Below are 24,890 nucleotides of genomic sequence, written 5' to 3'. Positions count from 1 at the left end.
GAACGGAATTGTCGGACGTCACACTCCCAGCCCCGGAGGAATCAAGCGGCACCGCGGCCGAAACGAAGACATTCGTCCATATCGGCGGCCTGCTCGATTTCTACGCCCGCAAGACGCCGAAGGCGCCCGCCCTCCTCGCCCCGGGTCGGCCCGTCCTCAACTACGGCGCGCTTGGCGAGGTGACGCAGGATCTCGTCGGCACGCTGCGCCGGCTCGGCATCACCTCTGCCGACCGGATTGCGGTTGCGCTGCCGCGCGGCGCCGACAGCGCGCTGGCGCTGATCGCGGTTGCCTCGAGCGGCGCCTGCGTCCCCGTCAATCCCGATCTGACCGCGGACGAGCTGCAGCGCTATTTCAGCGAACTGAAGCTGACCGCGCTCGTGACCCGGGCCGACATGAACTCGGCAAGCCGCGACGTCGCCAAGGCACTCGATATGGCGGTGATCGATTTCGTGCCGGGACCGCAAGACAATCTGGGCGGCGGCAAATTCATCGGTCCGACGGTCAGGCCGGCGGCGACCGGCGGCGCCTCGCGCGGCGACGACGATGCGTTCATCCTGTTGACGTCAGGCACGGCGGCGCGGCCGAAAATGGTACCGCTGACGCATCGCAATGTATGCCTGTCTGCCTACAATGCCGGCCACGTGCTGTCGCTTTCGTCCCGCGATCGCCTGCTCAACGTCCTGCCGCTGTTTCACGCCCATGGCCTGATCTCCGGCCTTTTGACGGCGCTGGCCGCGGGCTCCAGCGTGATCTGCACCGACGGTTTCGATGCACCGTCCTTCTTCGGCTGGATGCGGGAGCTGCAGCCGACCTGGTACACGGCGGTGCCGACCATCCATCGCGCGCTGCTGACGGCGGCGGAATCCGACCCGGACCGCGCCCGATCGTCGTCGCTGCGCGTGATCCGCTCGGCCTCGGCCTCGCTCGCGCCCACGATCCTCCAAGGACTGGAGGTGACGTTCGGCGTTCCCGTGCTCGAGACCTACGGCATGACCGAAGCGGCCTCGCAGATCGCGGCCAATCCGTTCGAGCAACGCAAGTTCGGATCGGTCGGGCGCGCCGCCGGCCCCGAGATCGCGATCATGGACGAGACGGGCCGCGCGCTTGCGAGCGGCGAGCGTGGCGAGATCATGCTGCGCGGACCGAACATGAGCCGCGGCTATTGCAACGACGAGGCGGCGACACAGGCCGCCTTCCGCGACGGCTGGTTCCGGACCGGCGATCTCGGCTATCTCGACGCGGACGGCTATCTCTTCATCGTCGGCCGCATCAAGGACGTCATCAATCGCGGCGGACAGAAGATCTCGCCGCTGGAGGTGGAAGAGGTCCTGCTCAGCCATCCGGCGGTGCTGGAGGCCGGCGTGTTCGCCGTCCCGCACGAAAAGCTCGGCGAGAACGTCGCCGCCGTCGTGGTGCTGCGACCGGATGCGGAGGCGACCTCGGATCAGCTGCGCCAGTTCGCGCGCAAACGGCTCGCGGCCTACAAGGTGCCGAGCTTGATCCGCAGCGTGGTAGCCCTGCCGAAAGGCGGCAGCGGCAAGGTCAAGCGCAACGCGCTGGCCGAACTGATCGCCAAGCCGGAGAACGGCGACGAGGCACGGCTGCCGCGCAACGCGCTGGAGACACAACTCGCCGCGATCTGGGCCGGCCTGTTGGAGCTGCCGCAGGTCGGAATCGATCAGGACGTCTTCGCGCTCGGCGCGGATTCGCTCGCAGTGACGCAGATGCGCTCTCGCCTGCGCGAACGCTTCAACGTCGACTTCTCATTCGAGGACATCTTCGATTGCGCCACGGTCGTCGCGCTTGCAGCCCGGATCGACACCGCCGCAAGCCGGCCCGGGGCGACACTACCGGCCTGGCGGCAGGCGATGGAAGCAGACGCGCTGCTCTCGTTCCAGCAGCAGAGGATGTACGTGCTCTCGCGGCTCGATCCGACGCGCTACAATTACAACGTCGTCGAAGTCGCGGTGCTCAAGGGCCAGATCGACGTCGCCGCGCTTCAGGCGAGCCTTGCCGCGATCAGCGCACGCCACGAGGCGCTGCGCTCGGTCGTCGGCGAACGACGGGGCGAGCCGGCGCAGCTCGTGCTGCAATCGCCGCCGCGGCTCAAGCGGGTCAAGCTCAAGCCCTGTCCTGCCGACAAGCGGACCGCAGTGATCAGGCGCGAGGCGCTCAAGCTCGCGCAATACAAGTTCGATCTGGCGCACGAGCCGCCGCTGAAAGTCACCCTGCTGTCGTTCGACAAGACGAGCCATGCGCTGGTGGTCAATGTCCATCACCTCGTCACCGACGGCTGGTCGCAACGCCTGTTCTGGGAGGAGCTTGCCGCCCACTACGCCGCCGCTCACAAGAAGAGCGTGGCGGCATTGCCTTTGCCCGCTTTTCAATATCGCGACTTCGCGCTCTGGCAGCAGAGCTGGGCGCAGACGCCAGCAGCCAAGGACCAGCTCGACTATTGGCGAGGCCAGCTCGACGGCGTCACCACGCTGCCGCTGCGGACCGACCGGCCAAGGCCGGAGGTCTGGAGCGGTCACGGCGCCCGCCACTATCTCGAATTCTCCAGGACGCTGTCGGCCGAGCTTCGCACCTTGAGCCAGAACCAGGGCGTCACGCCCTTCATGACGCTGCTTGCGGTCTTCCAATGCCTGCTGTACCGCCACACCGGGCATGAGGACGTCGCGACGGGATCGCTGATCGCCAATCGCAACCAGATCGAGAGCGAGCGCCTGATCGGGCTGTTTGCCAACACCCTGATCCTGCGCAACGATTTTAGCGGCGACCCGAGCTTCAGCGAGATGTTGCGGCGGGTCCGGCAGGTCACGCTCGATGCCTACCGCAACCAGGACCTTGCGATCGAGGAGGTGTTGCGCGCATTGCAGATCGCACGCCGCAGTGACGGCAATCCGCTGTTCCGGATCATGTTCATCCTCCAGAACGCCTCGATCGAGGCGGCCCGCTTTCCCGGCCTCTCGACGCGGCGGCTGGAGATCGATCCGAAAGTGGCGCGCTTCGACATCACGCTCGAGCTGGTCGAGGCCGACGGCCGCTTCACCGGCTTCTTCGAATACGCCACCGATCTGTTCGACGCCGCGACGATCGACGGCATGGCGGCACAGTTCAAGTCTCTGCTGAAGGCCGTCATCGCCAATCCGGAGCAGCGCATCTCGCGCCTGCCGCTCCTCAACGAGGCCGAGCGCCGGCAATTGCTGACGACAGGCCGGGGCGCGCCGGCCAATTTCATCACAAGCGGCAATGTAAGTGAACGCTTCGACCGTCAGGCCAGGACGACGCCGAACGCCATCGCGGTGACGGATGGACACACCTCCCTGAGCTATCGCGAGCTGGCGCGCCGCAGCCGGTCGGTTGCGCGCTGGCTGGTGCGCGAAGGCGTCGGTGCCGAGAGCGTGGTGGCCTTGCTTGCCGATCGCGGCCCCGACCTACTCGCCGCGATGATCGGCGTGCAGCGCGCGGGCGCGGCCTTCCTCAATCTCGATCCCGATCAGCCGCCGGCGCGGCTCACGACCATTCTCGGATCGAGCTGCGCCCGCATGCTGCTAACCGGCCGCGCGCGGTCACCCATGGTCGGCGCGCTGCTCGAACCGCTGGTCGAGCGCATCCCGGTGGCCGAACTCGAAGATACGATCGCCTCGGGATCGACCAAGCCGGCCCGCGCCGTACGGCGTACAGCCTCCGGCCTCGCCTATCTCATCTATACGTCCGGCTCCTCCGGCGCGTCGAAGGGCGTCATGATCGAGCAGCGGGGCCTGTCGAACCATCTGGCCTCGCTGATTGCCGAGCTCGGCCTCTCCGCTAGGGACGTGATTGCGCAGACCGCGCCGCAGAGCTTTGTCATATCGGTTTGGCAGTTCCTGGCGGGGCCGATGGTCGGCGCGCGCGTGCATGTCTGCGACAACGCGATCGTGCAGGACCCGATCCTGCTGGCGCGGGAGATCGAACGCGAAGGCATCACGGTGCTCGAGATCGTCCCGTCGCTTTTGCGCGTCATCGTCGAACGGATGAACGAGGCGCAGGTCCGGCGCGCCTTTGCGAGATTGCGGCTGCTGATCTCGACTGGCGAGCCGCTGCCCGTCGAGCTTTGCCAGGCCTGGTTCGCCCGTTGCCCAAAGGTGCCGCTGATCAACGCCTATGGCGCGTCGGAATGTTCCGACGACGTCTCCCTGCATCGCCTGACCAAAGCGCCGGCGAGCGCGACGAGCAACGTTCCGGTCGGCGCGCCGCTGCCGAACACCCACCTCTACGTGCTCGACGCCAACCTCCAGCCGCAGCCGGTCGGCGTGACCGGCGAGCTCTGCATCGGCGGCGCCGGAATCGGCCGCGGCTATGTCAACGATCCCGCGCAGAGCCGGCAGCGCTTCCTGCCCGATCCGTTCTCGCGCCAGCCAGGCAGTCGGCTTTACCGCACCGGCGATCTTGCCCGCCGCCGTGCCGACGGGACGATCGAATGCCTCGGCCGCGCCGACCATCAGATCAAGGTCCGCGGCTACCGTATCGAGCTCAAGGAGATCGAGAACGCGCTGGCCGACCATCCGGGCGTGCGGACCGGCATCGTCGAGCCGCGCCGCGAGGCGAGCGGCGACGTCAGGCTGATCGCCCATATCGTCGCAAAGCCCGACAGCCGGATCAGCGCCAGCGAGCTGCGCGAATTCCTGAAGAGCCGGTTGCCGGGCCACGCCATCCCGTCCGCATTCCTGTTCCTGGATCACGTGCCGCTCAATGCCCATGGCAAGATCGACCGGTCCGCACTGCTGGCGCCGACGCAGCAGGAGGCGCCCGGACCGGACGCGCCCGTGCCGGCGCGGCGCTTTACTGAAAAGGTGCTGTCCGACATCTGGATCGACCTGCTCAAGGTGGAAAGCCTGGGTGTCACTGACAATTTCTTCGACCTTGGCGGCCATTCGCTGCTGGCGGGCCAGGCGATGGCGCGTATCGCCCGCGCGCTCGGCGTGTCGCTGCCGATCAAGACCATCTTCGAGGCACCGACGATCGAAGGGCTTGCCCGGCGGGTCGACCAGGCCATGGCGGCGACGCCGCGCAAGCCTGCCGCAAGCGTGACAAGCCCGGCCAAAGCGAGCCTGACCGACAGCGGCGGACCAACGCTCTCGATCGCGCAGGACCAGATGCTGCGGATCGAGCAGAACCTCCCGGGGTTGCCGCTGTTCAACCTGCCCTTCGCGTTCCGTCTGCAGGGTCCGCTCGATGCGGCCGCCCTGGCACAGGCGATCGAGGACGTCGTGCGCCGGCACGAATCGCTGCGGACCGCGTTCGGCTGGAACGGCGAGGAGCCCGTCAGCCGCATCGCCGCACCCGGCACCCTCGGCCGTGTCCTGACCATCGAGACGATCGGCGACGGTCATCCCCACGCCAACAAACGGCGCAAGGCGCTGGAGCTCCGGAAGATCGAGCTTCTGATCCAACAGGAGACTTCTACGCCCATCGACACGACGCGCGCGCCGCTACTCCGCGCCCGGCTGTTGCGGCTCCATGACGACGAACATGTGCTGCTGCTGACGCTGCATCATGCCATTGTCGACGGCTGGTCGATCGGCGTGCTGTTCGAGGAATTGTCCAGCCGCTATGCGGCGCTGGCCGGATATCAGTCGGTACCGCTACCGAAGCCGCCCCCGGCCTTTTCGGACGTCGCACGCTGGCAGCGATGGTGGTGCGGTACGGACGCCGCCCGCCGGCAGGCGGCCGACTGGACGGAGAATTTGCGCGGCGCGGTGTCCGTTTTCGACGGCGAATCAAGCCCGGGCGCGTCGACCGGGCATCATCCGGTGAATCTGGATCGTGAGCTGATCAGCCGACTCACGGTGTTCGCCGGCCGGCACAATGGCACGCTGTTCATGTGCCTGCTCACCGGTCTGAAGGCCCTGCTGCTGGCCCGGACGGGTCGCACCGACATCTCTATCGCGACCGCCATGGCCAATCGCGCCCAGCCGGACACCGACCGAATCGTCGGCCCGTTCGAGAACACGGTGATCGTCCGCACCAAAATCACGCCGGAGCTCTCGTTCACGCGGGCGCTAGCGCGGGTACGCCAGAGCGTGCTCGACGCACATGCGCGGCAAGAGCTGCCCTTCAACATCCTGGCCGACCATCTGGAGCGGGAGGGGATCGATCCGGCCTCGCTGCTCCAGGTCTATTTCACGCTGCAAAATCCGCTGCGCCAGCCGCTCGATCTCCCGGACCTCGCGACAGGATCGATCGGCAACATCGCACGCGAAGGCCAGCCGGTGCTGCCGATCGACCAGACCTGGCTGTCGCTGATGCTCAAGGAGCGCCCGACCGGCATCACCGGCTCATGCAATTACAAGCTTGAGCTACTCGACGGCCGCAGGGTCGGGGCGTGGATGGAGGATCTCGTTGCGCTGCTGGGGGCCGCCGTCGCCCAGCCCAACACGCCGCTCGACCGATTACTCGCGCGCAACGCGGCGTGAGCGGATGACATCGCGGACTAATACGGGTTCACTCGTCAAAGCTGTGCATGACCAAGTTGCATCTTGATTATTTGGCGCCGTCGCGCAAGATTATTCCCGCGTTTTGATTTGGACGATTATTTTCCACCGGGGGAGTGTTATGGGTTTCATCAAATTTACAAAGGGCACGTCGTTGAGCGACAAGGACCGCAAGGCCCTCCAGAAGCTGCTCGGTGCCGAGAAGAAGAAGCTCCAGTCCGCGCTGAAGGACGTCGACGCCAGCCTTTCGGTGCTTGGCGGCTCGAAGAAAGCCAAGAAGAAGAAGAAGAAGAAGTAAGATTCGTCGGCCGGGACGCCGTACGAATCTTTAGGGCTTCACTTTTCGGGGATGGGCCGCTCGCGTGTCGAGTTGGGGTCTCGCACAAGCTTGCGCCTGTAAACCGGCCTGCAAATCGACAAGAATTCGCCCGGGTGGACCGCTAGAAGCGGTCCGCTTGATTGATTCTTGCTCAGTTGTTTCTTCCGTCGGGACCGGGGATCTGCCTTCGGCCTGACGCAAAAGGCCCAATTGATGGCGGACGACAGAATTGAACTCTTTGTCGGACTGATCGAGTCCATCGACGCGCCGGGCGCGGTCGAGGCCTGTCGACGGCTGCTCTCGGTCGACGAACGGGTCCGGGCCGATCGCTTCATGTTCGAGCGGCATCGGCGGCAGTATATTTTCGCACATGCGATGCTGCGCCTGGCGCTGTCGCAGATCGCCTCCAACGTCGCGCCGTCCGACTGGTCCTTTGCAGCCGGCCGCTATGGGCGGCCGTTTGTCGCAGCACCCGCGACCTCGAGCGCGCTGCATTTCAGCCTGTCTCATGCCGACGGCTGCGTCGCCTGCGTCGTGTCGAGACATGAGTCCGTCGGCGTCGACGTCGAAACCGTGTCGCGGCGGGTGGCGCCGCTGTCCACCGCGCTTCGCTTCTTTGCGCCGGAGGAGGTCGAAACGCTGCGCGGACTGCCCGAGCCTGCGGCGACCGAGCGCTTCTTCGACTATTGGACGCTCAAGGAGGCCTATCTGAAGGCCAGGGGATTTGGGCTCAATCTGCCGCTCGACGCCTTCGCGATGCAGGTCTCGCGCGAGGCCATCGAGATCAGCTTCAAGCCCGATATCGCCGACGATCCCGACGGCTGGCGGTTCTCGCTGTGCTCGCCCTCGCCCTCGCATCGCCTCGCGATCGCCGACGGCTCCCGTGCGGACGGTGGCCTTCCCATCAGTCGCAATGCCTGGCCGCTCCAGGAAGCGGCTGAATGACGCAGCCGCGGCTGCGCGTCTTTCCCGCGATTTCACGCAACCGCGACGCCGGAAAATATGTCGGCGAGCTGATGCGGGTGGCGCAGTTCGCCGACCGCAACGGATTCGAAGGCATATTGCTGTTCGAAGGCAACGACGTGTTCGTCGAGCCCTGGGCCATGGCCCAGCACGTCATGGCTGCGACGACGCGATCTTCGCCGCTGATCGCCGTCAATCCGGTCTACATGCACCCGTTCACGGCGGCGAAATTCGTCTCGTCCCTGGCGCAGCTTCACGGCCGCAAGGTCTATCTCAACATGATCACGGGGACCGCGGTCAGCGACTTGCAGGGGCTGGGCGACGACCAGTCGCATGCCGACCGCTATATCAGGCTCGGCGAATTCGTGGGGCTGATGCGGCAGTTGCTGGCGAGCCCGCGGCCGGTGAATTTCGAGGGCCGCTTCTACCGTGCGCACCATCTGCAGCTTCGCCCGCGCCTGCCGGCGGAGCTGATGCCCGAATTCCTGATCGCAGGCCAATCCGAGGCGGCCCAGCGCGTGGCGAAGGAGACCGGCTGCATCAAGATGCAGATGCTGCCGCCGGATCTCGATCGCGACCTCAACGTATCAGGCATGAATTTCGGCATCTTCGCCCGCGAGGGGCGCGAGGAGGCGCGGCAGGCCGCGAAGCTGCGTTTCCGCGACAACCCTGACGATCGCGAGCTTCTCGTGCTCACCATGGAGAACACCGATTCCGTGTGGAAGCGGCACCTCTATGCCGGCCAGAGCGGCGAACTCGGGGACAATGGCTACTGGCTGCTGCCGTTCCTGACCTTCCAGGCCGACTGCCCCTATCTCGTCGGCAGCTACCGGGAGATCGGCGCGAAGCTGAAGGACTTTGCGGCCAAGGGGCTCACCACTGTCATGCTCGACATGGTCGCCGACGAGGCCGAGATGCAGCACGTCTGCAAGGCGCTCGCGGCGAGCGGGATGTTTTGAGGATCCTGTGCCTCCACATCGTCATTGCGAGGAGCCCTTGCGACGAAGCAATCCAGACTGTTGCCGCGGAAAGATTCTGGATTGCTTCGCTTCGCTCGCACTGACGGAGGATGGCGGTCTATTCGGCGAACCTCACCGCGCCTCTTCAAATCCGGCCAGCACCGAGGTCAGGTTCGCGCCCAGAATATCCGAGAGATAACCGCCCTCTTGCACGAACACGGTCGGCAGGCCCATCCTGGCGATGGCCTGGCCGATGCGCCGGAAGCCGGGCGTGGTGACGGCCAATCCCTTGAGCGGATCGTGCTCGGAGGCGTCCAGGCCGAGCGCGATCACGAGGGCACCGGGGGCAAAGGACTCGATCGCCTTGCGCGCGACGTCCATCGCCTGGATGTAGCCCTCATCACCGGTGCCGATGGCGAGGGGAATGTTGAGATTGGTGCCGAGGCCGGGTCCCTCGCCGCGCTCATGGGCATAGCCCCACACATAGGGATAGTAGGCGATGGGATCGGCGTGGATCGACACCGTGTAGACGTCGGGCCGGGCGTAGAAGATGCCTTGCGTGCCGTTGCCGTGATGGACGTCGACGTCGAGGATCACGACGCGCTCGTGCTTCTGCCGCAGATGCGCCGCGGCGATCGCGCTGTTGTTGAGGAAGCAGAAGCCGCCGGCCATGTCGCGATAGGCGTGATGGCCGGGCGGACGGCAGAGCGCATAGACAGCATCCTCGCCGTCCATCACCATCTGCGCAGCGGTGACCGCAACGTCGGTCGCGGCACAGGCCGCAGCCCAGGTGCCCGGACCGATCGGCGCTGCGGTGTCGGCGGTGTGCCAGCCGAGTTTGCCGACGATGTGGGTCGGGTAGGTCGCAGCGTGGCGCACCGGATGGATGTTGCCGATCATTTCGGGGCCGGAATCGCCGAGCGCGGTCCAGGCGTCCCAGGCTTCGCTCAGGAACGACAGATATTCCGGACTGTGGATGCGCGCGCGAGGCCCCTGCCCGAATGTGGTCGGCTCGACCAATTGATGCTTGCCGTCCTTCAACCCCTTCAGCAGGCGGTCGGCGCGCTCCGGCTGCTCGGTAGTGCGTTTGACGACGCCGCGAACCAGGAAGAATTGCGGATCGTGGCTGCGGTGCAGTTCAGTATGGACGGCTTTCACTCAAACACTCCGTGGTCGCGTGCTCACAGACGTCTTGATCGCTGCGGCGGCCAGATGCAAGCAAGAAGAATGCCGTCTCGCCCTGCGGCGGAAGCAGATCGCCCTCGGCTCAGCAGCGTCCGCGCTGCAGACAGTGCTCGCGACCCGGTTGATCGGCGCGGAAGGACTCGATGAAGCCGCCCTGACGCTGGGTGACGAAGACGGTCTTGCCGTCGCTGCCACCGAAGGCGAGGTTGGTCGGCTCCTTGGCCTTCAGCGCGATCTCCCGCTCGACCGCGCCGTTCGGCTTCATCAGCGCAATCGTGCCCTTGAGAATGCGCGCGACATAGAGCCGGCCGATGACGTCCGTGCGCAGCCCGTCGACGGTGTCGGGCTGAAATGCCTTGACGAGCTTTGCGCCGGTGAGCTCGTTGCCGTTGATCGCATAGGACCAGATCTGGCCGCTGCTGGATTCCCCGACATAAAGCGTCTTGCCGTCAGGGCTGAGATCGATGCCGTTGGTGGTGCCCATCGCGCGCGGCGCCGACATGATCTGCCCCTGCACCGTGCCGTCGGCGGCTTTCGCGATCCGCCAGATATGGCCTTCGCGGCCCTTCCAGTTCGGATCGCTCGCATAGATCGTGCCCTCGCGTGCAATCGTAATGTCGTTGGGCTGGTTCATCTCGTCGGAGTGAAACCAGAGAGACGGCTCGGTCGCCCCCTTCGCAATCGCGAAGATGTTGTGCTTCTTGTAATCGGCGATGAACATGGTGCCGCTGCGGTCGAAGCGGATGGCGTTGCCGACACTGCCATCGGGCAGCGCCGTGAACGGCTCCGACGCGGTGGCGCCGGCTGGCAGCCGGCCGATGGTGCCGGGCTTGCCGAGATTGACCACGAACAAATTGCCGTCGAGGTCAGCCGCGGGGCCCTCGATGCCGAAGGTATATTCGCCGGGAGGCGTCACCTGCGCGCTCTCGAATAGTTTCGTCTCTGCCTGGGCGGATGCCGTCGCAACGGCGAGTAGGACGCTACTGCACAGGCACCAGAAACTCCTGCCGGATGTAATAGCCATCGCCGTCGGTGCACTCGCCATTCAAATAGGGATCGGCAGGCCGGAAGAATCGGCTGAAGCCGGGTTTGTCTACAGCGCTCCTTTGTGTCACGACAACGACCTTTCCGGCCGGTATTTCGCCGCATTCCTTGCTGGTTTTGCCAAAGAATTTGCGCTGCGGCGGGCCCGGCTTGATCCGCATCCGCGTGCCCGGAACCATTTTCGCGACGAGCAGATCCGCGGTGTCCAGCAGGCGTTTGTAGCCAGGCTCGGTCTTCGGCAGGCTCTCGCCGCCCGGCGGCATCAGCTTCTCCGCGCCGAGACCGCGCAGTCGCGTGCGCAGCTTGCCCGCATCGGGATCGCCGGGATAGATCCAGCCGTCCTGCGACAGCATGAAGCGGAGCACCGCCGCGTCCTTCTCCGCCTCCGATTGGCCGCCCTTCAAACCGAAATCGGAATGGCAGCCGACGCAATGCTTCTCGACGAGGCCTTTGCGCAGCGTGGTCAGCCGGGCGCTGTTCTGCGCATCCCCGGCGACGAAGGCCGCAAGCTGGTCGATCATCGCCTGGCTGCGCATGTCGCACGGCAGCGGCTGTGGCGGATCACCCGCGGCACGATCGATGCGGATCACGGTCCGGTTCTTGTCCTCGACCAGCCAGATCGCGCCGTCTTCCGCGACCGTCATGCCGACCGGCGCACCTTGCGGCCGCGCGCCGTTGACGCGGTGCCAGCCTGCGATCAGCTCGTCGAACGGCGCGGCGGCGACCTCGCCGGCGTCCGTCTGAAAGCTGCGCGCCGGATCGGCGGCGCAACTGACGCGGTAACGCACCGGCGCCGGGGACGGCTTGGGGAAACCGCGATCGTCGACGTCGTAGACGAGGACACGGCTGCCGGTCGGACGATAGCCGTGGAGGCCGACCAGCAGCTTGCCCTCCAGCTCCGGAAATTTGCCACCGTGATAATAGAGCATCGCGAGCGGCGCGCCGTGCGGCGGCATCAGCGAGAGCGGCGGCTTGTAGAGCGCGTTGGCCGTGCAGAGCGATTTGTAGAGCCCACCTTGCAGCACGTTCCTGAATTCCGGGCTCGGCGTCGACAGATCGTAGCAATAGGGCCAGCCATAATGCCTGCCCTGCTCGATCGCGTTGATCTCCTCGTTCGGCTTGAAGATGTCGGGCAAGTCGCGGCTATTCTCGCCCTGCAGGAAGGCGTAGCCGGCCTCGGGAAACTTCGGATGCAGCGCCAGCGCCATCGAGTTGCGCAAGCCCCGCGCATAGACGGTGTGCGGCGGATCGGCATCGCCAGGCTTCAGCGCCGGGAAGACGCCACCCGTGGGCGGCGTGAACAGCCAGATCGCTGCCATCGCGGAAGCGCCCTCGGCTGCCGCGCAAGGCTTGGTGATCGGCGCCGGCGTGATGCAGTCGTCGCTGTGCGAGCCGACATTGACGAATAGCCGCCCGTTGCTGTCGAAGACAAACTGCTTGAGCGGATGCGCGCTCTCCTGGAGCCTTGTCCCGTCGGGCAGCGTGATCCGGCGGCCAGGCATATGACGGATGATGGTCTCGACCGTGCCGCGCGGATTGTCGGCGAGCGGGTCGAACCGGAAGATGGTCTCGGCGGTCGAGGCGTAGAGCTTTTTGTCCGGGCCGATGGCCAGGCCGAACGGATATTCGATTCCCGTCAGAAGCTCCCTGAACCGTTGGCCCTGGGCCGCGCGCGGGTCGAGCAGCAGCAGCCGTCCGTCGGTGTGGCCCCAGCCGCCCATGTCGGCCACCACGAACAGCTCCCGGCCCGGCACCTGGACAATCGCGCGCGGGAATTTCAGGCCATCCTCTTCGCTGGCGACGAGGCCGGCGCAAAATCCGGCCTTCATGTCGATCTGGATCCTGGGAAAAGCGAGATCGCCATTGCCGCAGGTTTCCGCGCCGACCGCATAGCCGCTGCGGCGGAGCGGCTCCGATGACGCCGCCGAGGCGAGCCCAAGCAGGACCGCCAACATCCCCGCACATGCGCGCAGGCTTCGGCGTCCACGCCTGGATGTGAAGTAGCTCACGGCGGCCCCCAAGATTTCCCGCGAAACAGCTGTTTCATGCCGTCCGAACGCCGTCCAGCCGAACATCACTCGCCTGTGATTAAACCTGTAACGACCTCTGAGCCGACCAATATCCGTAGATTCCCTTACCGGGCTCGACCCGAATGTTTCGCGAAGGCTTCGGGTGGTATCGATTTGCCATCCAAGTTACTCCCGCCAGGAGGCGCATATGGTCCAGGTCTATTTTCACTGCTCCAACACCGAGGGCACGCTGATCGACCGCTACGGCGCCGCCGTCTCCAATCTCACGGAGGCGCGCGACCGTGCCTCCCAGATCATGAATTCGATGATCCAGACGCCCGGCGCTGAAGACTGGCGCGATTGGGTGATCCATGTCAGCGGCTCCGATGGCGAGGATCTGTTCGATCTTCCCTTCACCGCCATGCTCGGCAAGCCGCATTGAGGTGATGTCATGTTGCTCGCTTCACTGAGCCTGTTCCGCCAGCCCGTGAACTTCGTCGCCGCCAAATGGCAGACGCTGATCAGGGTCGCCGGCGACCCCTACCGCCCGGAGCTGCACTACATGCGCGGGCCGGGACCCAAATGGCGCGCCAAGTATCAGGCCAGCCGGCTGAACCGCTCGCTCTGAGCGCTGAGGCCTCGCGGCTTCCAATCTCCGTCTCTCCTTCGTCATGGCCGGGCTTGTCCCGGCCATCTACGTTTTGGGGCGTGGGTCAAAGACGGATGCCCGAGGCAAGCCCTGGCATGACGAGCAGGGCAAGCGTGCCCCATTTCACCTCCCCGTAAACTTCGCCTTGCGCTTCTCCACGAAGGCGTTGCGCCCCTCGAGGGCGTCGGCGCTCTTGCGGATCACCGCCTGGAGTTCGATCTCGCGGCGGAACTGCGCCTCGTAGGTCGCATGCTCGCTCTCCTCGACGAGCAGGCGCGTTGCCACCAAGGCGCGGGTCGGTCCCTCGGCGAGGCGGCGCGCCAGACCCAGCGCCTCGTCCATCAGCTTTGCATCCTCGACGACCTGCCGCACCAGGCCGATCTCCTGGGCGCGTTCGGCCGTCAGCGGCTCGTTCAGCAGCATCAGCTCGAGGGCGCGCTGGCGGCCGATCAGCCGCGGCAACAGCCAGGTCGAGCCGAGATCCGGCGCCAGCGCGATGCGGCTGAACACCTGGATGAAGCTCGCCGACCGCGCCATCCCGCGCCTGTTTCACACCAGCCATGTCGCGTCTCCCTTTGGATTTTCTCGTTGGCGGCAATGTGCCATCCTTCGCAACATCAGCCAATGCTGAGCTCCCGCGCCAGCACAGCAACGCCAGAACAACAGAGATCAAGACGACATCATGCCTCATCAGTTCAGCCTCAACCAAACCGTCCGCAAACCCGCCGTCACGTCCAAGGGCGGTCGCCTCGCAATCGCGGCGAGCGGCCGAAGTCGGGGCGCAGGTGCTGGCGGCGGGCGGCGACTGCGTGGACGCGATCGTCGCAACCACTATGGCGCTGAATGTGCTGGAGCCCTGGAATAGCGGCATCGGCGGCGGCGGTGCGATGGTGCTCTACCGCGCCAAGGAAAATCGCTTTGAGGTGATCGATTACGGCATGTGTGCGCCGCAGAGCCTGCGCGTTACCGACTATCCGCTCAGCGGCGAAGGCGCGGCCTCCGATCTCTTTCCCTGGCCGCGGGTGAAGGACGATCGCAACATCCATGGCCCCGGGTCGATCGCCGTGCCCGGCGTCGTCGCCGGGATGGAAGAGGCGCATCGCCGCTACGCCAAAATGCCGTGGAAGGATCTGGTTGCGCCGGCAGCCAGGCTCGCCGGCGAAGGCTTGCTGGTCGATTGGTGGACCACGGTGACGATCTCGGGCTCGGCCGCCGATCTCAGGCGCTATCCCGCCAGCGCGGCGGCGTTCCTGAAGGACGGGCTGCCGCCGAGCGCGCCATGGGGCGTCAAGGCCGAGACGCGACTGCCGCAGGACACGCTGAAAGCGACGCTGTCGCATCTCGCCGAGGCCGGACCGCGCGATTTCTACCAGGGCGATCTCGCCGGGAGCATCGCCTCCGACATCAAGGCCGATGGCGGTTCGCTGTCGGTCGAGGACCTCGCCGCCTTCCGCGCGCATCTGCGCGAGCCGCTGGCGATCCCGTATCGCGGCGGCAAGGTGTATGCGACGCCTGAGCTCACGGCCGGGCCCACCATGGCGCACGCGCTGCGCCTGTTGCAGCAGAGCTTGACGCCGGCGAGCGCGCCGGACGCGGCCGCCTATGTCGAATATGCCCTCGCTCTGCAAGCGGCCTTCCGCGAGCGGCTCAAGGACATGGGCGACGCCGACGGCAAACGCTCGCTCGGTGCCGAATATCTGGCGCCCGCCTGCACCACGCATTTCTCCGTGGTCGACCGACACGGCAACATCGCCGCGGTGACGCAGACGCTGCTCTCGTCCTTTGGCTCGAGATATGTGACGCCGCGCACCGGCATCGCCATGAACAACGGCATCATGTGGTTCGATCCGACGCCGGGCACCACCAATTCGCTCGCGCCCGGCAAGCGCTGCCTCTGCAACTACACGCCCGTCATCGCCGAAACCAGGGACGGCAAGCGTCTTGCGGTTGGCGCCTCCGGCGGCCGGCGCATCCTGCCTTCGGTGATGCAGCTCGTATCCTTCGCGATGGACTTCGGCATGGACCTCGATGCCGCCATCCACCAGCCGCGCATCGACGCCAGCGAGGGCGCGGTGGTGATCGGCGATGCTCGCTTGCCGGAGGACGTGCGCAAGACGCTGGGCTCGCGCTTCGACTATGAAGAGACCCGCGTGCAGACGCTGCCGCAAAAATTCGCCTGCCCGAGCGTGGTGATGCGCGAGGGCGACACGAATTCCGGCGCGGTCGAGATCTTTCAGCCCTGGGCCGACGCGGTGGCGGAAGCCTGAGCGCATCGATCAATGCGGGATTGTGCCAGCGCGCGTTGAGCTCTCGCGCGCTTGCGCATCTGCGCGAGCGTCACGACTCCTCCACATTCGCAGGGAACTTACCTACCGGCCGTTCGTTGATTGAACGGACAAGTGCGCTCGCCCCAGTGGAGGACATATGAAGAAACTTGCGCTCGCCGCGTCGCTGATCCTTGCAGTCGGCCTCACATTCAGCAGTCCTGCCCTGGCCAAGGGCGGGCATGGTGGCGGACATGGCGGCGGACATGGGCACGGCCATGGTCATGGCCATTCGATGGGTCATCATCACCACGGCTCGCCGCCCGGCTGGTCGCGTGGGCGCAAAGTCGGCTGGCGCGGTCACGGGTGCCCGCCCGGTCTGTGGAAACAAGGCCGCTGCTGAAGCCCGATATCTGCCAATGATGCAAGGCGTCGCTCCTGACCGGGCGACGCCTTCTTCACATGCCGAGCCGGTCCCGTATGCGGCCCGCGATCACGGCGGTCGTCACACCCACCGGCCAGAACGCGTGCATCGGGATCGGCTTGATGCCCGTGATGGGCATGTCGATCTCGGCCTTGGCGCCGCCGATCAGGCGGCGGGCAAGCTGCGCACCCATTGCTGTCGCGAGCGCGACGCCGCGGCCATTGCAGCCGAGCGAGATCAAAATGCCTTCGGCCGGCTCATGCACATGGGGATAGTGATCCCCGGTGATGGCGAGACGACTATTCCAGCCGTGCGTCCAGGCAACACCCCTGAGCTGCGGCCATAGCCGCTCGGCATAGCGCATGAGATAGGCGACGTCGTTCGGCGACTTGATCCAGCGCATCGGGCCGCGGCCGCCCATCAAGAGACGATTGTGCTGATCGATGCGGTAATACACCGTGATGTGGCCGCTCTCGTAGAGCACGGACCGCGTCGGCATGATCGCGCGGGCCACCGTATCGGAGAGCGGCGCCGTGGCCGCGATCGAAGAGAACACCGGCACGATTGTGCGGCGGAGCGCCGGCCAGAGATCGTCGGTAAAACCGTTGGTGGCGAGCAGGACCTTGTCGGCATGAACCACCGCCCGCGGCGTCTCGATGCGCCAGCGGCTGCCATCGCGGCGCAGCGACAGCGCCGGCGTCTCGCCATGCACCTTCGCGCCGGCCGAGACCGCCGCACGTGCGAGACCACGGGCGTAACTGAGCGGATGCAGATCGCCGCCGCGCGCATCGAGCATGGCGCCGATGTAGCGGTCGGTACCGGTCATCTCGCGGAGCTGCTCGCGGTTCAGATATGTCACTGGCATGCCGCGGCGGATGCATTGCTGAGCGGTCGTCTTGATCGCGGCAGCGCTGGCCTCGTGATAGGCCGCGCGCAGCGTACCGTTCTGACGTGCCTCGCACGGGATCTGGTAGCGGCGGATCAGATCGTGCGTGAAATTCGTGGTGCCGTAGGCGAACTCGATCATGCGGCGGCCGAGGTCTGCGCCGAAGTCCGCCTCGATCTGATCAGGATCGTGCTTCAGGCCGGGATTGGTGTGGCCGCCATTGTTGCCGGACGCGCCCCAACCCGGCTCCTGCGCCTCCAGCACCAGCGCCTCGACACCCTGCTCCGCCAGATGCAACGCCGTGGACAGGCCGGTGTAACCACCGCCGACGATCGCGACCGAAACATTCCTGTCCGTATCGAGCGGCGGCGTGGCGGCCGGCGCAACGGCGGTGTCGGCATAGAGCGAGGGCGGCAGAGGCAGGCGCGCAGGCATGGCAAAGACCAATCAAAGCGGATGCAGCACACGCCGCAAAAAATCCTGCGTGCGCGGATGCTGGGGCTGGTTGAGCAGCGCCTTGGCCGGCCCCTGCTCGACGATGACGCCGCCGTCAATGAACAGCACGCGGTCGGCGACGTCGCGGGCAAAGCCCATCTCGTGAGTGACGACGACCATGGTCATGCCGTCGTCGGCGAGCTTGCGCATCACGCCGAGCACGTCGCCGACGAGTTCGGGATCGAGCGCCGAGGTCGGTTCGTCGAACAGGATCGCCTTGGGCTGCATGGCGAGCGCCCGCGCGATCGCAACGCGCTGCTGCTGGCCGCCGGAGAGCTGCGGCGGATGCGCATCGGCCTTCTCGGCAAGCCCGACCTGGGCAAGCAATGCGCGGCCGCGCTCCAGCGCCCGGGCACGCGGCTCCTTCTTCACGAAGAGCGGCCCCTCGATCACGTTCTCCAGCGCCGTCCGGTGCGGAAACAAATTGAAGCGCTGGAACACCATCGAGACCTGGGTGCGGATGTTCACGATCGACGGCGCATCGCGATCGACTTTCAGGCCCTCAACGCTGATCTCGCCGCGGTCGTAACTTTCGAGCCCGTTGATGCAGCGCAGGATGGTGGACTTGCCGGAGCCGGAGGGACCGACGATGCAGACCACCTCGCCCTTCTGCACGGAGGCCGTGATGCCCTTGAGCACCTCGTTCTCGCCAAAGCTCTTGTGGACGTCGTTCAGCTCGATCATCGCTTGCCGGCCCGCTTCTCGAAGTGACGAACCAGCAGGATCAGCGGAATGCTCATGGTGAGGTACATCAGCGCCACAAGCGTGAACACGCTGGTGTTCTTGAAGGTCGAGGACGCGATCAGCTTGCCCTGCAACGCGAGCTCGGCGACCGTGATGGTGGAGGCCTGCGAAGAGTCCTTCAGCATCATGATCATGACGTTGCCGTAAGGCGGCAGCACGATGCGCACCGCCTGCGGCAGCACCACGCGGCGCATGGTTAGCCACCAGCCCATGCCGATCGACTGCGCCGCCTCGATCTGGCCCTTGTCGATCGCCTCGATGCCGGCGCGGAAGTTTTCCGCCTGATAGGCCGAATAGGCGATGCCGAGCCCGAGGATCGCAGCCTGCAAGGCTGACAGCGTGACGCCGAGATCGGGCATCACGAAGTAGAGATAGAACAAGAGCACGATGATCGGGATGCCGCGGATCACATTGATCAGGCTGGCGCTGATCATCGACAGCACCTTGATGCCGGACACCCGCATCATCGCCCAGATCAGGCCGAGCACCGTCGAGAGCAATAGCGAACCGATGGTGACGACGATCGTCAGTGCGACGCCGTTCATCAGAATCGGGAAGAACTCGACGGCGTCGCGCCAGAAGCCTTTCATCGGGCAGCCTTCATCGATCCGAATTTATCGATCAGCCCTGGGCCTTCAGGCCCCATTTATCGAGGATCTTGTCGATGGTGCCGTTGGCCTTCAGCTTGGCCAGCGAGGCGTTGATCTTGCCGAGCAGCGCGCTCTCGCCCTTGCGCACGCCGATGCCGACCGAACCGACGGTGACGGGCTTGTAGCCGTCGACGAGCCGCACCTCGGGGAAGCCGCCCTGCTTCAGATTGTAGGCGAGGATCGGATAATCGGCGTAGCCGGCCTTGAGGCGACCGGTGTTCACGTCGCGCAGGATGTCCGGAATGGTGTCGTAGGCCTTCACGTCGGCGAACAGGCCGGACTTCTTCAGCGCATCGACGAAGGCGGTGCCTACTTGCGCGCCGACGGTCTCGCCCTTGAGGTCGTCCTGCGTAGCGTAGGCCTTGGTGTCGGCCTTCGGCACCACCAGGCCTTCGCCGTAAGTGTAGATCGGATCGGAGAAGTCGACGACCTCCTTGCGTGGCGCGGTGATGAACATCGCGGCGGCGATGATGTCGATCTTGCTCGAGGTCAGCGACGGGATCAGCGCCGAGAACTGCATCGGCTCGATCTGCACGTTGAAGCCGGCGTCCTTGCCGACTTCAGTGACGAGATCGACCATGATGCCCTGGATGGTGTTGGTCTTGGTGTCGAGGAAGGTGAAGGGAATACCCGTCGGGGTCGAGCCGACCTTCAGTACCTGCTGCGCCGAAGCGGGCGCCACGGCTATCAGTGCGAGCGCCGCGACCGCGGCCAGACCAAAACGCTTCATCGCATCCCCCTTTGGGTCTGGCCGATGGCGGCGCTCGCTGGTGTCATGATCAGACGTTGCGAGCCGAGCCGTTTCGGCCTATTTTCACCAATATGAAAATTTGGTCACACTTTCGCGGACGATGCAAGCGGTTTTCATGCACATGAAGGAAGCGGTTTGACGTGAGCGGTGGCAAAAGAATGCGCAGACCGGCCGCGACAAAGCCGGTGAAGAAGGTAAAGGCCAAAGCCGTCGCCAAATCCGCTGAGCCCGCGATGGACGTCGCGGTCGGCCGCCGCATCAGGGATCTCCGGCGCGGCAGGCAATTCTCGCTGGAAACGGTCGCGGCGCGCACGGACCTGTCGATCGGCTTTCTCAGCCAGATCGAGCGCGGCCTGTCGTCACCATCGCTACGCGTGCTGGCGACGCTCGCCGACGTGCTCGGCGTCGGCATCGCCGCCCTGTTCGGCGCGAGCCCGAGCGCCGACGGCGCCTCCGATCAGGTCGTGACGCGCGGGCTGCAGCGGCCCGAACTGAAGCTCTGGCGCACCGGCGTCTCCAAGCAATTGCTCAGCCCGGCGAGCGCCGACAACAAGCTCAATCTGTTCCTGGTGCATCTGGAGCCCGGCGGCTCCACCGGCGACGAGCTCTACACCCATGACGGCGAAGAGGCCGGCCTCGTGCTCGAAGGCGAGATGATGCTGACGGTGGACAGCGAGACCTGGTCGCTGAAGACCGGCGACAGCTTTCGTTTTGCCAGCCGCCGGCCACACCGGTTTTCCAATCCGGCCGAGGATGCGAAGGCCATGGTGCTGTGGGTGAATTGCGTGACGGGGGCGGGGTAGTTTGCCGGCACGCCGTCTGCTGGCATGATGTGAAGGCATTCTGCAGGACGAAGGGCCTCGTCGATGGATGACCTCATCATCGCTGCGATCCAGCGACGGCTGAAGACAAACCCAACCGATCTGGGCCGACCTCCGCGCGCGGCACTAATCCCCGCAAGGGCAGGCGACATTGCCTCCGACGAAGAGCATCTTCGTTTCCGGCTGCCACCCCTGTTGAAACGAATGTATGCAGATATCGGCAATGGAGGTTTTGGCCCCGGATACGGGCTCATTGGATTGACCAAAGGCGTTCCCGACGATACCGGCAAGACCGCTGTTGCGATCTACGACGTATTTCGGAGTGCGCCAGAGCTGGCTTGGCCGGATGGCCTTCTGCCGATCTGCCATTGGGGATGCGCCATCTACTCGTGCGTCGATTGTCTCGACCCGGATTTCCGGATGCGGGTTTTCGATCCCAACGGTCATGATGGCGATGACTGGACCGACGCATTCTTCGAGGACGCTCCCAGTATCGAAGACTGGATTGGATCGTGGGCCTCTGGCGTCAATCTGTGGGACGCAATGTATGGCGACGAAGGCCATATCGCCCGGACCATATCTGCGCGCCGCTTGCGACCTTGAGCCAGGCGCCACCTAGTTTCCCGTCATCCTGAGGTGCGAGCGCAGCGAGCCTCGAAGGATGCACGGCCCCGATGGACCCGGGCCGTCGCCCTTCGAGGCTCGCCGCACGGCGCGTTGCGCCGTGCGGCGAGCACCTCAGGGTGACGGGGATGGATTGGGGCTCCGCTGCATCCACAGCGTCATTGCGAGCGGAGCGAAGCAATCCAGACTGCCTCAAAGGACAGACTCTGGATTGCTTCGTCGCTGCGCTCCTCGCAATAACGAGGGGATAGAGGTTCACCCAAACCGGTGCTTATACCGGTCCACCGTGAGCGCACCGACGTCGATGTCCGGCTTCTTGCCCGACAGCATGTCCGCGAGCACGCGACCCGAACCGCAGGACATGGTCCAGCCGAGGGTGCCGTGGCCGGTGTTGAGGTGGAGGTTCGCGAATTGCGTCGGGCCGATCACGGGCGGGCCGTCCGGCGTCATTGGACGCAGGCCGCTCCAGAACGTCGCCTTGACGAGATCGCCGCCGCGCGGAAACAGATCGGACAAGGAATGATCGAGCGTGGCCCGGCGCGCGTCGTAGAGCTTGTCCGAATAGCCCGAGATTTCGGCGGTGCCGCCGACGCGGATGCGATTGCCCAATCGCGTGATCGCGACCTTGTAGCTCTCGTCCATCACGGTCGATTCCGGCGCGCCCGCGGCCTCCTTGATCGGCACCGTGATCGAATAGCCCTTCACCGGGTAGACCGGCAGGGGGATGCCGAGCGGCGCAACCAGCCGCGACGACCAGCTGCCGAGCGCGAGCACGTAAGCATCAGCCTGCAACATGCCGGCACTGGTGGCGACGCCGCTGACGCGCGCGCCGTCGGTGGCGATGCGATCGATCGAGGTGTTGAACATGAAGCGCACGCCGAGCGCCTCGGCATGCTTGGCCAGCGCCTGCGTGAACATGTGGCAGTCGCCGGTCTCGTCCTGCGGCAAGCGAAGCCCGCCGACGAACTTCTGCTTCACGCCGGCGAGTGCCGGCTCGACCGCAATGCAGCCCTCGCGGCTCAGCACCTCGAACGGCACGCCATATTGCTTGAGCACGGCGATGTCCTCGGCGGTGCCGTCGAGCTGGGCCTGGTAGCGGAACAGCTGCAGCGTGCCTTGCGAGCGCTCATCATACTGGATGCCGATGTCGCGGCGCAGATCGCGCAAGGAATCGCGGCTGTATTCCGCGATCGGGATCATCCGGCTCTTGTTGACCGCGTAACGTGCGCTGGTGCAATTGCGCAGCATCTTGAGCAGCCAGACCCACATGACCGGATCGAGCTTCGGCCGGACGACAAGCGGGCCGTGCTTCATCAGCAGCCACTTCACCGCCTTCACCGGCACGCCGGGGCCGGCCCAGGGCGAGGAATAGCCGGGCGACACTTCGCCGGCATTGGCGAAAGAGGTCTCCAGCGCCGGTTCGGGCTGACGGTCGACGACCGTGACCTCATGGCCGGCACGCGCAAGGTAGTAGGCAGAGGTGACACCGATGACACCGCTGCCGAGGATCAGAACTTTCACGCTTGGTCAAACTCCCGCGGCATCACGCTCGCCGCTGCAAGGAAACAACTCGCAACGGCGAGAGCAATTATCAGGCCACCCGCTTGATGGCATCACCAAGGATCGACACGATATCGTCGATGTGGCTCTTCTCGACGATGAGCGGGGGCGACAGCGCGAAGGAGTCGCCGCTCATGCGGAAGTATAGCCCGCGATTGAAGCAGTCGACCATGACGTCGTAGCCACGCGCACCGACCGCACCGTCACGCGGCGACAGCTCGACCGCGCCCATCAGCCCGCAATTGCGGATGTCGATGACGTTGGGCAGGCCCTTCAGCGAATGCAGCGCATCGCGCCAATATTCGGCAATCGAGGCGCCGCGCGTCAGCAGGCCTTCATCCTTGTAGATGTCGAGCGTCGCAATGCCGGCGGCGCAGGCGGTCGGGTGCGCCGAATAGGTGTAGCCGTGGAACAGCTCCATGACGTTTTCCGGGCCGATCATCATGGCGTCATGCACCTTGCGATGCGCGAACACCGCGCCGCAGGGAATGGTGCCGTTGGTGATGCCCTTGGCGGTGGTCATCATATCAGGCGTGACGCCGAAGAAGTTGGCGGCGAACGGCGTGCCGAGGCGGCCGAAGCCGGTGATGACCTCGTCGAAGATCAGGAGGATGCCATGCTTGTCGCAGATCTCGCGCAGGCGCTGCAGATAGCCCTTCGGCGGCGGCAGCACCGCGGTCGAACCGGGGACCGGCTCGACGATGACGGCAGCGATCGTCTCGGCACCGTGCAGGGCCACCAGACGCTCGAGATCGTCGGCGAGCTCGGCGCCATGCTCCGGCTGATCCTTGGCGAAGGCGTTGCGGCTGAGATCGTGGGTGTGGCGGATGTGGTCGACGCCCGGCAGCAGGGTGGCGAAGGCGCGGCGGTTGGCGACCATGCCGCCGACCGAGGTGCCGCCGAAGCCGACGCCGTGATAGCCGCGCTCACGGCCGATCAGGCGGGTGCGGCTCGCCTGGCCGTTGGCGCGGTGATAGGCGAGCGCGATCTTCAGCGCGGTATCGACCGATTCGGAGCCGGAATTGGTGAAGAAGATCCGGTCGAGGCCCTTCGGCGCGATCTCGGCGAGGCGCTCGGCGAAGTCGAAGGCCAGCGGATGGCCCATCTGGAACGACGGCGCGAAGTCCAGCGTCATCAACTGGCGCTCGACCGCAGCCGCGATCTGCTTGCGGCCGTGGCCGGCATTGACGCACCACAGGCCGGCGGAGCCGTCGATCACCTTGCGGCCGTCGACGGTGGTGTAGTGCATGCCCTCGGCTGAGGAGAACAGGCGCGGCGCCTTCTTGAACTGCCGATTGGCCGTGAACGGCATCCAGAACGAGTCGGTCTTGATAGTGTTCGGAATCTGATGAACGGTCACGGCCGCGCTCCTTTGCTGACCCTCTAGCAGAGCCACGGCTTCAAAAGCGCAACAAGTCCTTTTCTGGTGACCTGCAAGCCATTGATTTCGCTGGGGCTGCCGGTCCATATTTGCGCGATCCGCAACACCTGCAACACAGGATCTGGGTATGAGCGTCGACATCGGTGGACGGCTGCGATTCATCCGGGCGCGCCACAAGCTGTCGCAGCGCGAGCTGGCCAAGCGCGCCGGGGTCACCAATTCGACGATTTCGCTGATCGAATCCAACCAGATGAACCCCTCGGTCGGCGCCCTCAAGCGCATCCTCGACGGCATCCCGATGGGGCTCGCCGAGTTCTTCGCGCTGGAGCCGGAGTCCAGGCGCAAGATCTTCTACCGCGCCGAGGAGCTGACCGAAGTCGGCAAGAAGCCGATCTCCTATCGGCAGATCGGCGACAATCTGTTCGGCCGCAGCCTGCAGATCCTGAAAGAGCGCTACGAGCCCGGCAGCGACACCGGGCGCGTCCACCTCGTCCATGACGGCGAGGAAGGCGGCATCGTGATCTCGGGCAAGCTCGAAGTCACCGTCGAAGACGAGCGGCGCATCCTCAACCCGGGCGATGCCTATTATTTCGAGAGCCGCCGTCCGCACCGCTTCCGCTGCGTCGGCGGCAAACCGTGCGAGGTGATCTCGGCCTGCACGCCGCCGACGTTCTGAATCGCGA

20 protein-coding genes and 1 pseudogene are annotated in these 24,890 nt (G+C 65.5%); 11 read left to right on the top strand and 10 right to left on the bottom strand.

Annotated elements, in window-relative coordinates:
* The first annotated feature begins 8 nt into the window (after nt 1-8).
* The 4 genes from A3AS_RS0107410 to A3AS_RS0107395 all read left to right on the top strand — a co-directional run bounded on the left by A3AS_RS0107410 (nt 9) and on the right by A3AS_RS0107395 (nt 8,720).
* Nucleotides 9-6,461 carry a non-ribosomal peptide synthetase gene (locus tag A3AS_RS0107410; RefSeq protein WP_018316962.1) on the top strand — a complete coding sequence of 2,151 codons (6,453 nt, stop codon included), beginning with the start codon at nt 9-11 and terminating at the stop codon, nt 6,459-6,461.
* A 139-nt stretch (nt 6,462-6,600) separates the two neighbouring features.
* Nucleotides 6,601-6,777, top strand: coding sequence for a hypothetical protein (locus A3AS_RS48190; RefSeq protein WP_018316961.1), 177 nt, complete (start codon nt 6,601-6,603; stop codon nt 6,775-6,777).
* 234 nt (nt 6,778-7,011) lie between these two features.
* A complete protein-coding gene (locus A3AS_RS0107400; protein WP_018316960.1) occupies nt 7,012-7,743 on the top strand; it encodes a 4'-phosphopantetheinyl transferase superfamily protein in 732 nt (243 codons plus the stop codon).
* Entirely contained in the window at nt 7,740-8,720 is a 981-nt protein-coding gene (locus A3AS_RS0107395; RefSeq protein ID WP_018316959.1) for an LLM class flavin-dependent oxidoreductase, read from the top strand. Before A3AS_RS0107400 ends, A3AS_RS0107395 begins: the two co-directional genes overlap by 4 nt.
* Before the next feature lie 132 nt (nt 8,721-8,852).
* Here the strand turns inward: A3AS_RS0107395 and A3AS_RS0107390 are convergent, their stop codons facing one another.
* The 3 genes from A3AS_RS0107390 to A3AS_RS0107380 all read right to left on the bottom strand — a co-directional run bounded on the left by A3AS_RS0107390 (nt 8,853) and on the right by A3AS_RS0107380 (nt 12,904).
* Nucleotides 8,853-9,878, bottom strand: a complete 1,026-nt coding sequence (locus A3AS_RS0107390; RefSeq protein ID WP_018316958.1) for a histone deacetylase family protein — start codon at nt 9,876-9,878, stop codon at nt 8,853-8,855.
* Nucleotides 9,879-9,987: 109 nt separating this feature from the next.
* Nucleotides 9,988-10,929: an SMP-30/gluconolactonase/LRE family protein gene (locus A3AS_RS0107385; protein WP_018316957.1), complete on the bottom strand. Its 942-nt coding sequence runs from the start codon at nt 10,927-10,929 to the stop codon at nt 9,988-9,990.
* Nucleotides 10,886-12,904 (bottom strand): sorbosone dehydrogenase family protein, encoded by a 2,019-nt coding sequence (locus A3AS_RS0107380; protein ID WP_018316956.1) that lies wholly within the window; start codon nt 12,902-12,904, stop codon nt 10,886-10,888. Before A3AS_RS0107380 ends, A3AS_RS0107385 begins: the two co-directional genes overlap by 44 nt.
* 262 nt (nt 12,905-13,166) lie before the next feature.
* Between A3AS_RS0107380 and A3AS_RS0107375 the strand changes: the two genes are divergently transcribed.
* The gene (locus tag A3AS_RS0107375) at nt 13,167-13,400 is read left to right on the top strand and encodes a hypothetical protein (RefSeq protein WP_018316955.1); all 234 of its coding nucleotides are present in this window, start codon (nt 13,167-13,169) and stop codon (nt 13,398-13,400) included.
* Nucleotides 13,401-13,409: 9 nt separating this feature from the next.
* On the top strand, nt 13,410-13,586 hold the full coding sequence (locus A3AS_RS48185; protein ID WP_018316954.1) for a hypothetical protein: 177 nt from the start codon (nt 13,410-13,412) through the stop codon (nt 13,584-13,586).
* A 144-nt stretch (nt 13,587-13,730) separates the two neighbouring features.
* On the opposite strand, the gene A3AS_RS43290 is transcribed toward A3AS_RS48185, so the two are convergent.
* On the bottom strand, nt 13,731-14,144 hold the full coding sequence (locus A3AS_RS43290; RefSeq protein ID WP_018316953.1) for an enoyl-CoA hydratase-related protein: 414 nt from the start codon (nt 14,142-14,144) through the stop codon (nt 13,731-13,733).
* 145 nt (nt 14,145-14,289) lie between these two features.
* On the opposite strand from A3AS_RS43290, the pseudogene A3AS_RS0107360 reads away from it, so the two are divergent.
* Nucleotides 14,290-15,874 (top strand): annotated as a pseudogene (locus A3AS_RS0107360) (gamma-glutamyltransferase family protein).
* A gap of 157 nt (nt 15,875-16,031) precedes the next feature.
* Entirely contained in the window at nt 16,032-16,274 is a 243-nt protein-coding gene (locus tag A3AS_RS48180; protein WP_084674797.1) for a hypothetical protein, read from the top strand.
* Nucleotides 16,275-16,329: 55 nt separating this feature from the next.
* On the opposite strand, the gene A3AS_RS0107350 is transcribed toward A3AS_RS48180, so the two are convergent.
* From A3AS_RS0107350 to A3AS_RS0107335, 4 genes are read right to left on the bottom strand one after another with little or no spacing between them, the layout of a single operon-like run.
* A complete protein-coding gene (locus A3AS_RS0107350; protein WP_026201760.1) occupies nt 16,330-17,616 on the bottom strand; it encodes an FAD-binding oxidoreductase in 1,287 nt (428 codons plus the stop codon).
* Nucleotides 17,617-17,628: 12 nt separating this feature from the next.
* On the bottom strand, nt 17,629-18,360 hold the full coding sequence (locus A3AS_RS0107345; protein WP_018316950.1) for an amino acid ABC transporter ATP-binding protein: 732 nt from the start codon (nt 18,358-18,360) through the stop codon (nt 17,629-17,631).
* A complete protein-coding gene (locus tag A3AS_RS0107340; protein WP_018316949.1) occupies nt 18,357-19,010 on the bottom strand; it encodes an amino acid ABC transporter permease in 654 nt (217 codons plus the stop codon). Before A3AS_RS0107340 ends, A3AS_RS0107345 begins: the two co-directional genes overlap by 4 nt.
* Nucleotides 19,011-19,041: 31 nt before the next feature.
* Complete coding sequence (locus A3AS_RS0107335; protein ID WP_018316948.1) at nt 19,042-19,800, bottom strand: ABC transporter substrate-binding protein; 759 nt, start codon at nt 19,798-19,800, stop codon at nt 19,042-19,044.
* 179 nt (nt 19,801-19,979) lie between these two features.
* Between A3AS_RS0107335 and A3AS_RS0107330 the strand changes: the two genes are divergently transcribed.
* Together A3AS_RS0107330 and A3AS_RS0107325 are read left to right on the top strand one after the other, a co-directional pair.
* The gene (locus A3AS_RS0107330) at nt 19,980-20,624 is read left to right on the top strand and encodes a helix-turn-helix domain-containing protein (RefSeq protein ID WP_049814807.1); all 645 of its coding nucleotides are present in this window, start codon (nt 19,980-19,982) and stop codon (nt 20,622-20,624) included.
* A gap of 63 nt (nt 20,625-20,687) precedes the next feature.
* On the top strand, nt 20,688-21,245 hold the full coding sequence (locus A3AS_RS0107325) for an SMI1/KNR4 family protein (protein ID WP_018316946.1): 558 nt from the start codon (nt 20,688-20,690) through the stop codon (nt 21,243-21,245).
* Nucleotides 21,246-21,521: 276 nt separating this feature from the next.
* Here the strand turns inward: A3AS_RS0107325 and A3AS_RS0107320 are convergent, their stop codons facing one another.
* Nucleotides 21,522-22,787, bottom strand: a complete 1,266-nt coding sequence (locus A3AS_RS0107320; protein ID WP_018316945.1) for a D-amino acid dehydrogenase — start codon at nt 22,785-22,787, stop codon at nt 21,522-21,524.
* A gap of 70 nt (nt 22,788-22,857) precedes the next feature.
* Nucleotides 22,858-24,186 (bottom strand): aspartate aminotransferase family protein, encoded by a 1,329-nt coding sequence (locus A3AS_RS0107315; RefSeq protein WP_018316944.1) that lies wholly within the window; start codon nt 24,184-24,186, stop codon nt 22,858-22,860.
* A gap of 148 nt (nt 24,187-24,334) precedes the next feature.
* Between A3AS_RS0107315 and A3AS_RS0107310 the strand changes: the two genes are divergently transcribed.
* Nucleotides 24,335-24,883: a cupin domain-containing protein gene (locus tag A3AS_RS0107310; RefSeq protein WP_008561958.1), complete on the top strand. Its 549-nt coding sequence runs from the start codon at nt 24,335-24,337 to the stop codon at nt 24,881-24,883.
* Nucleotides 24,884-24,890 lie beyond the last annotated feature (7 nt).

The sequence above is a fragment of the Bradyrhizobium sp. WSM2793 genome (genome assembly GCF_000379585.1).
GTDB lineage: Bacteria > Pseudomonadota > Alphaproteobacteria > Rhizobiales > Xanthobacteraceae > Bradyrhizobium.
Note: the sequence above shows the minus strand (reverse complement) of the source record. Positions and strands in the feature narration are given on the sequence as shown.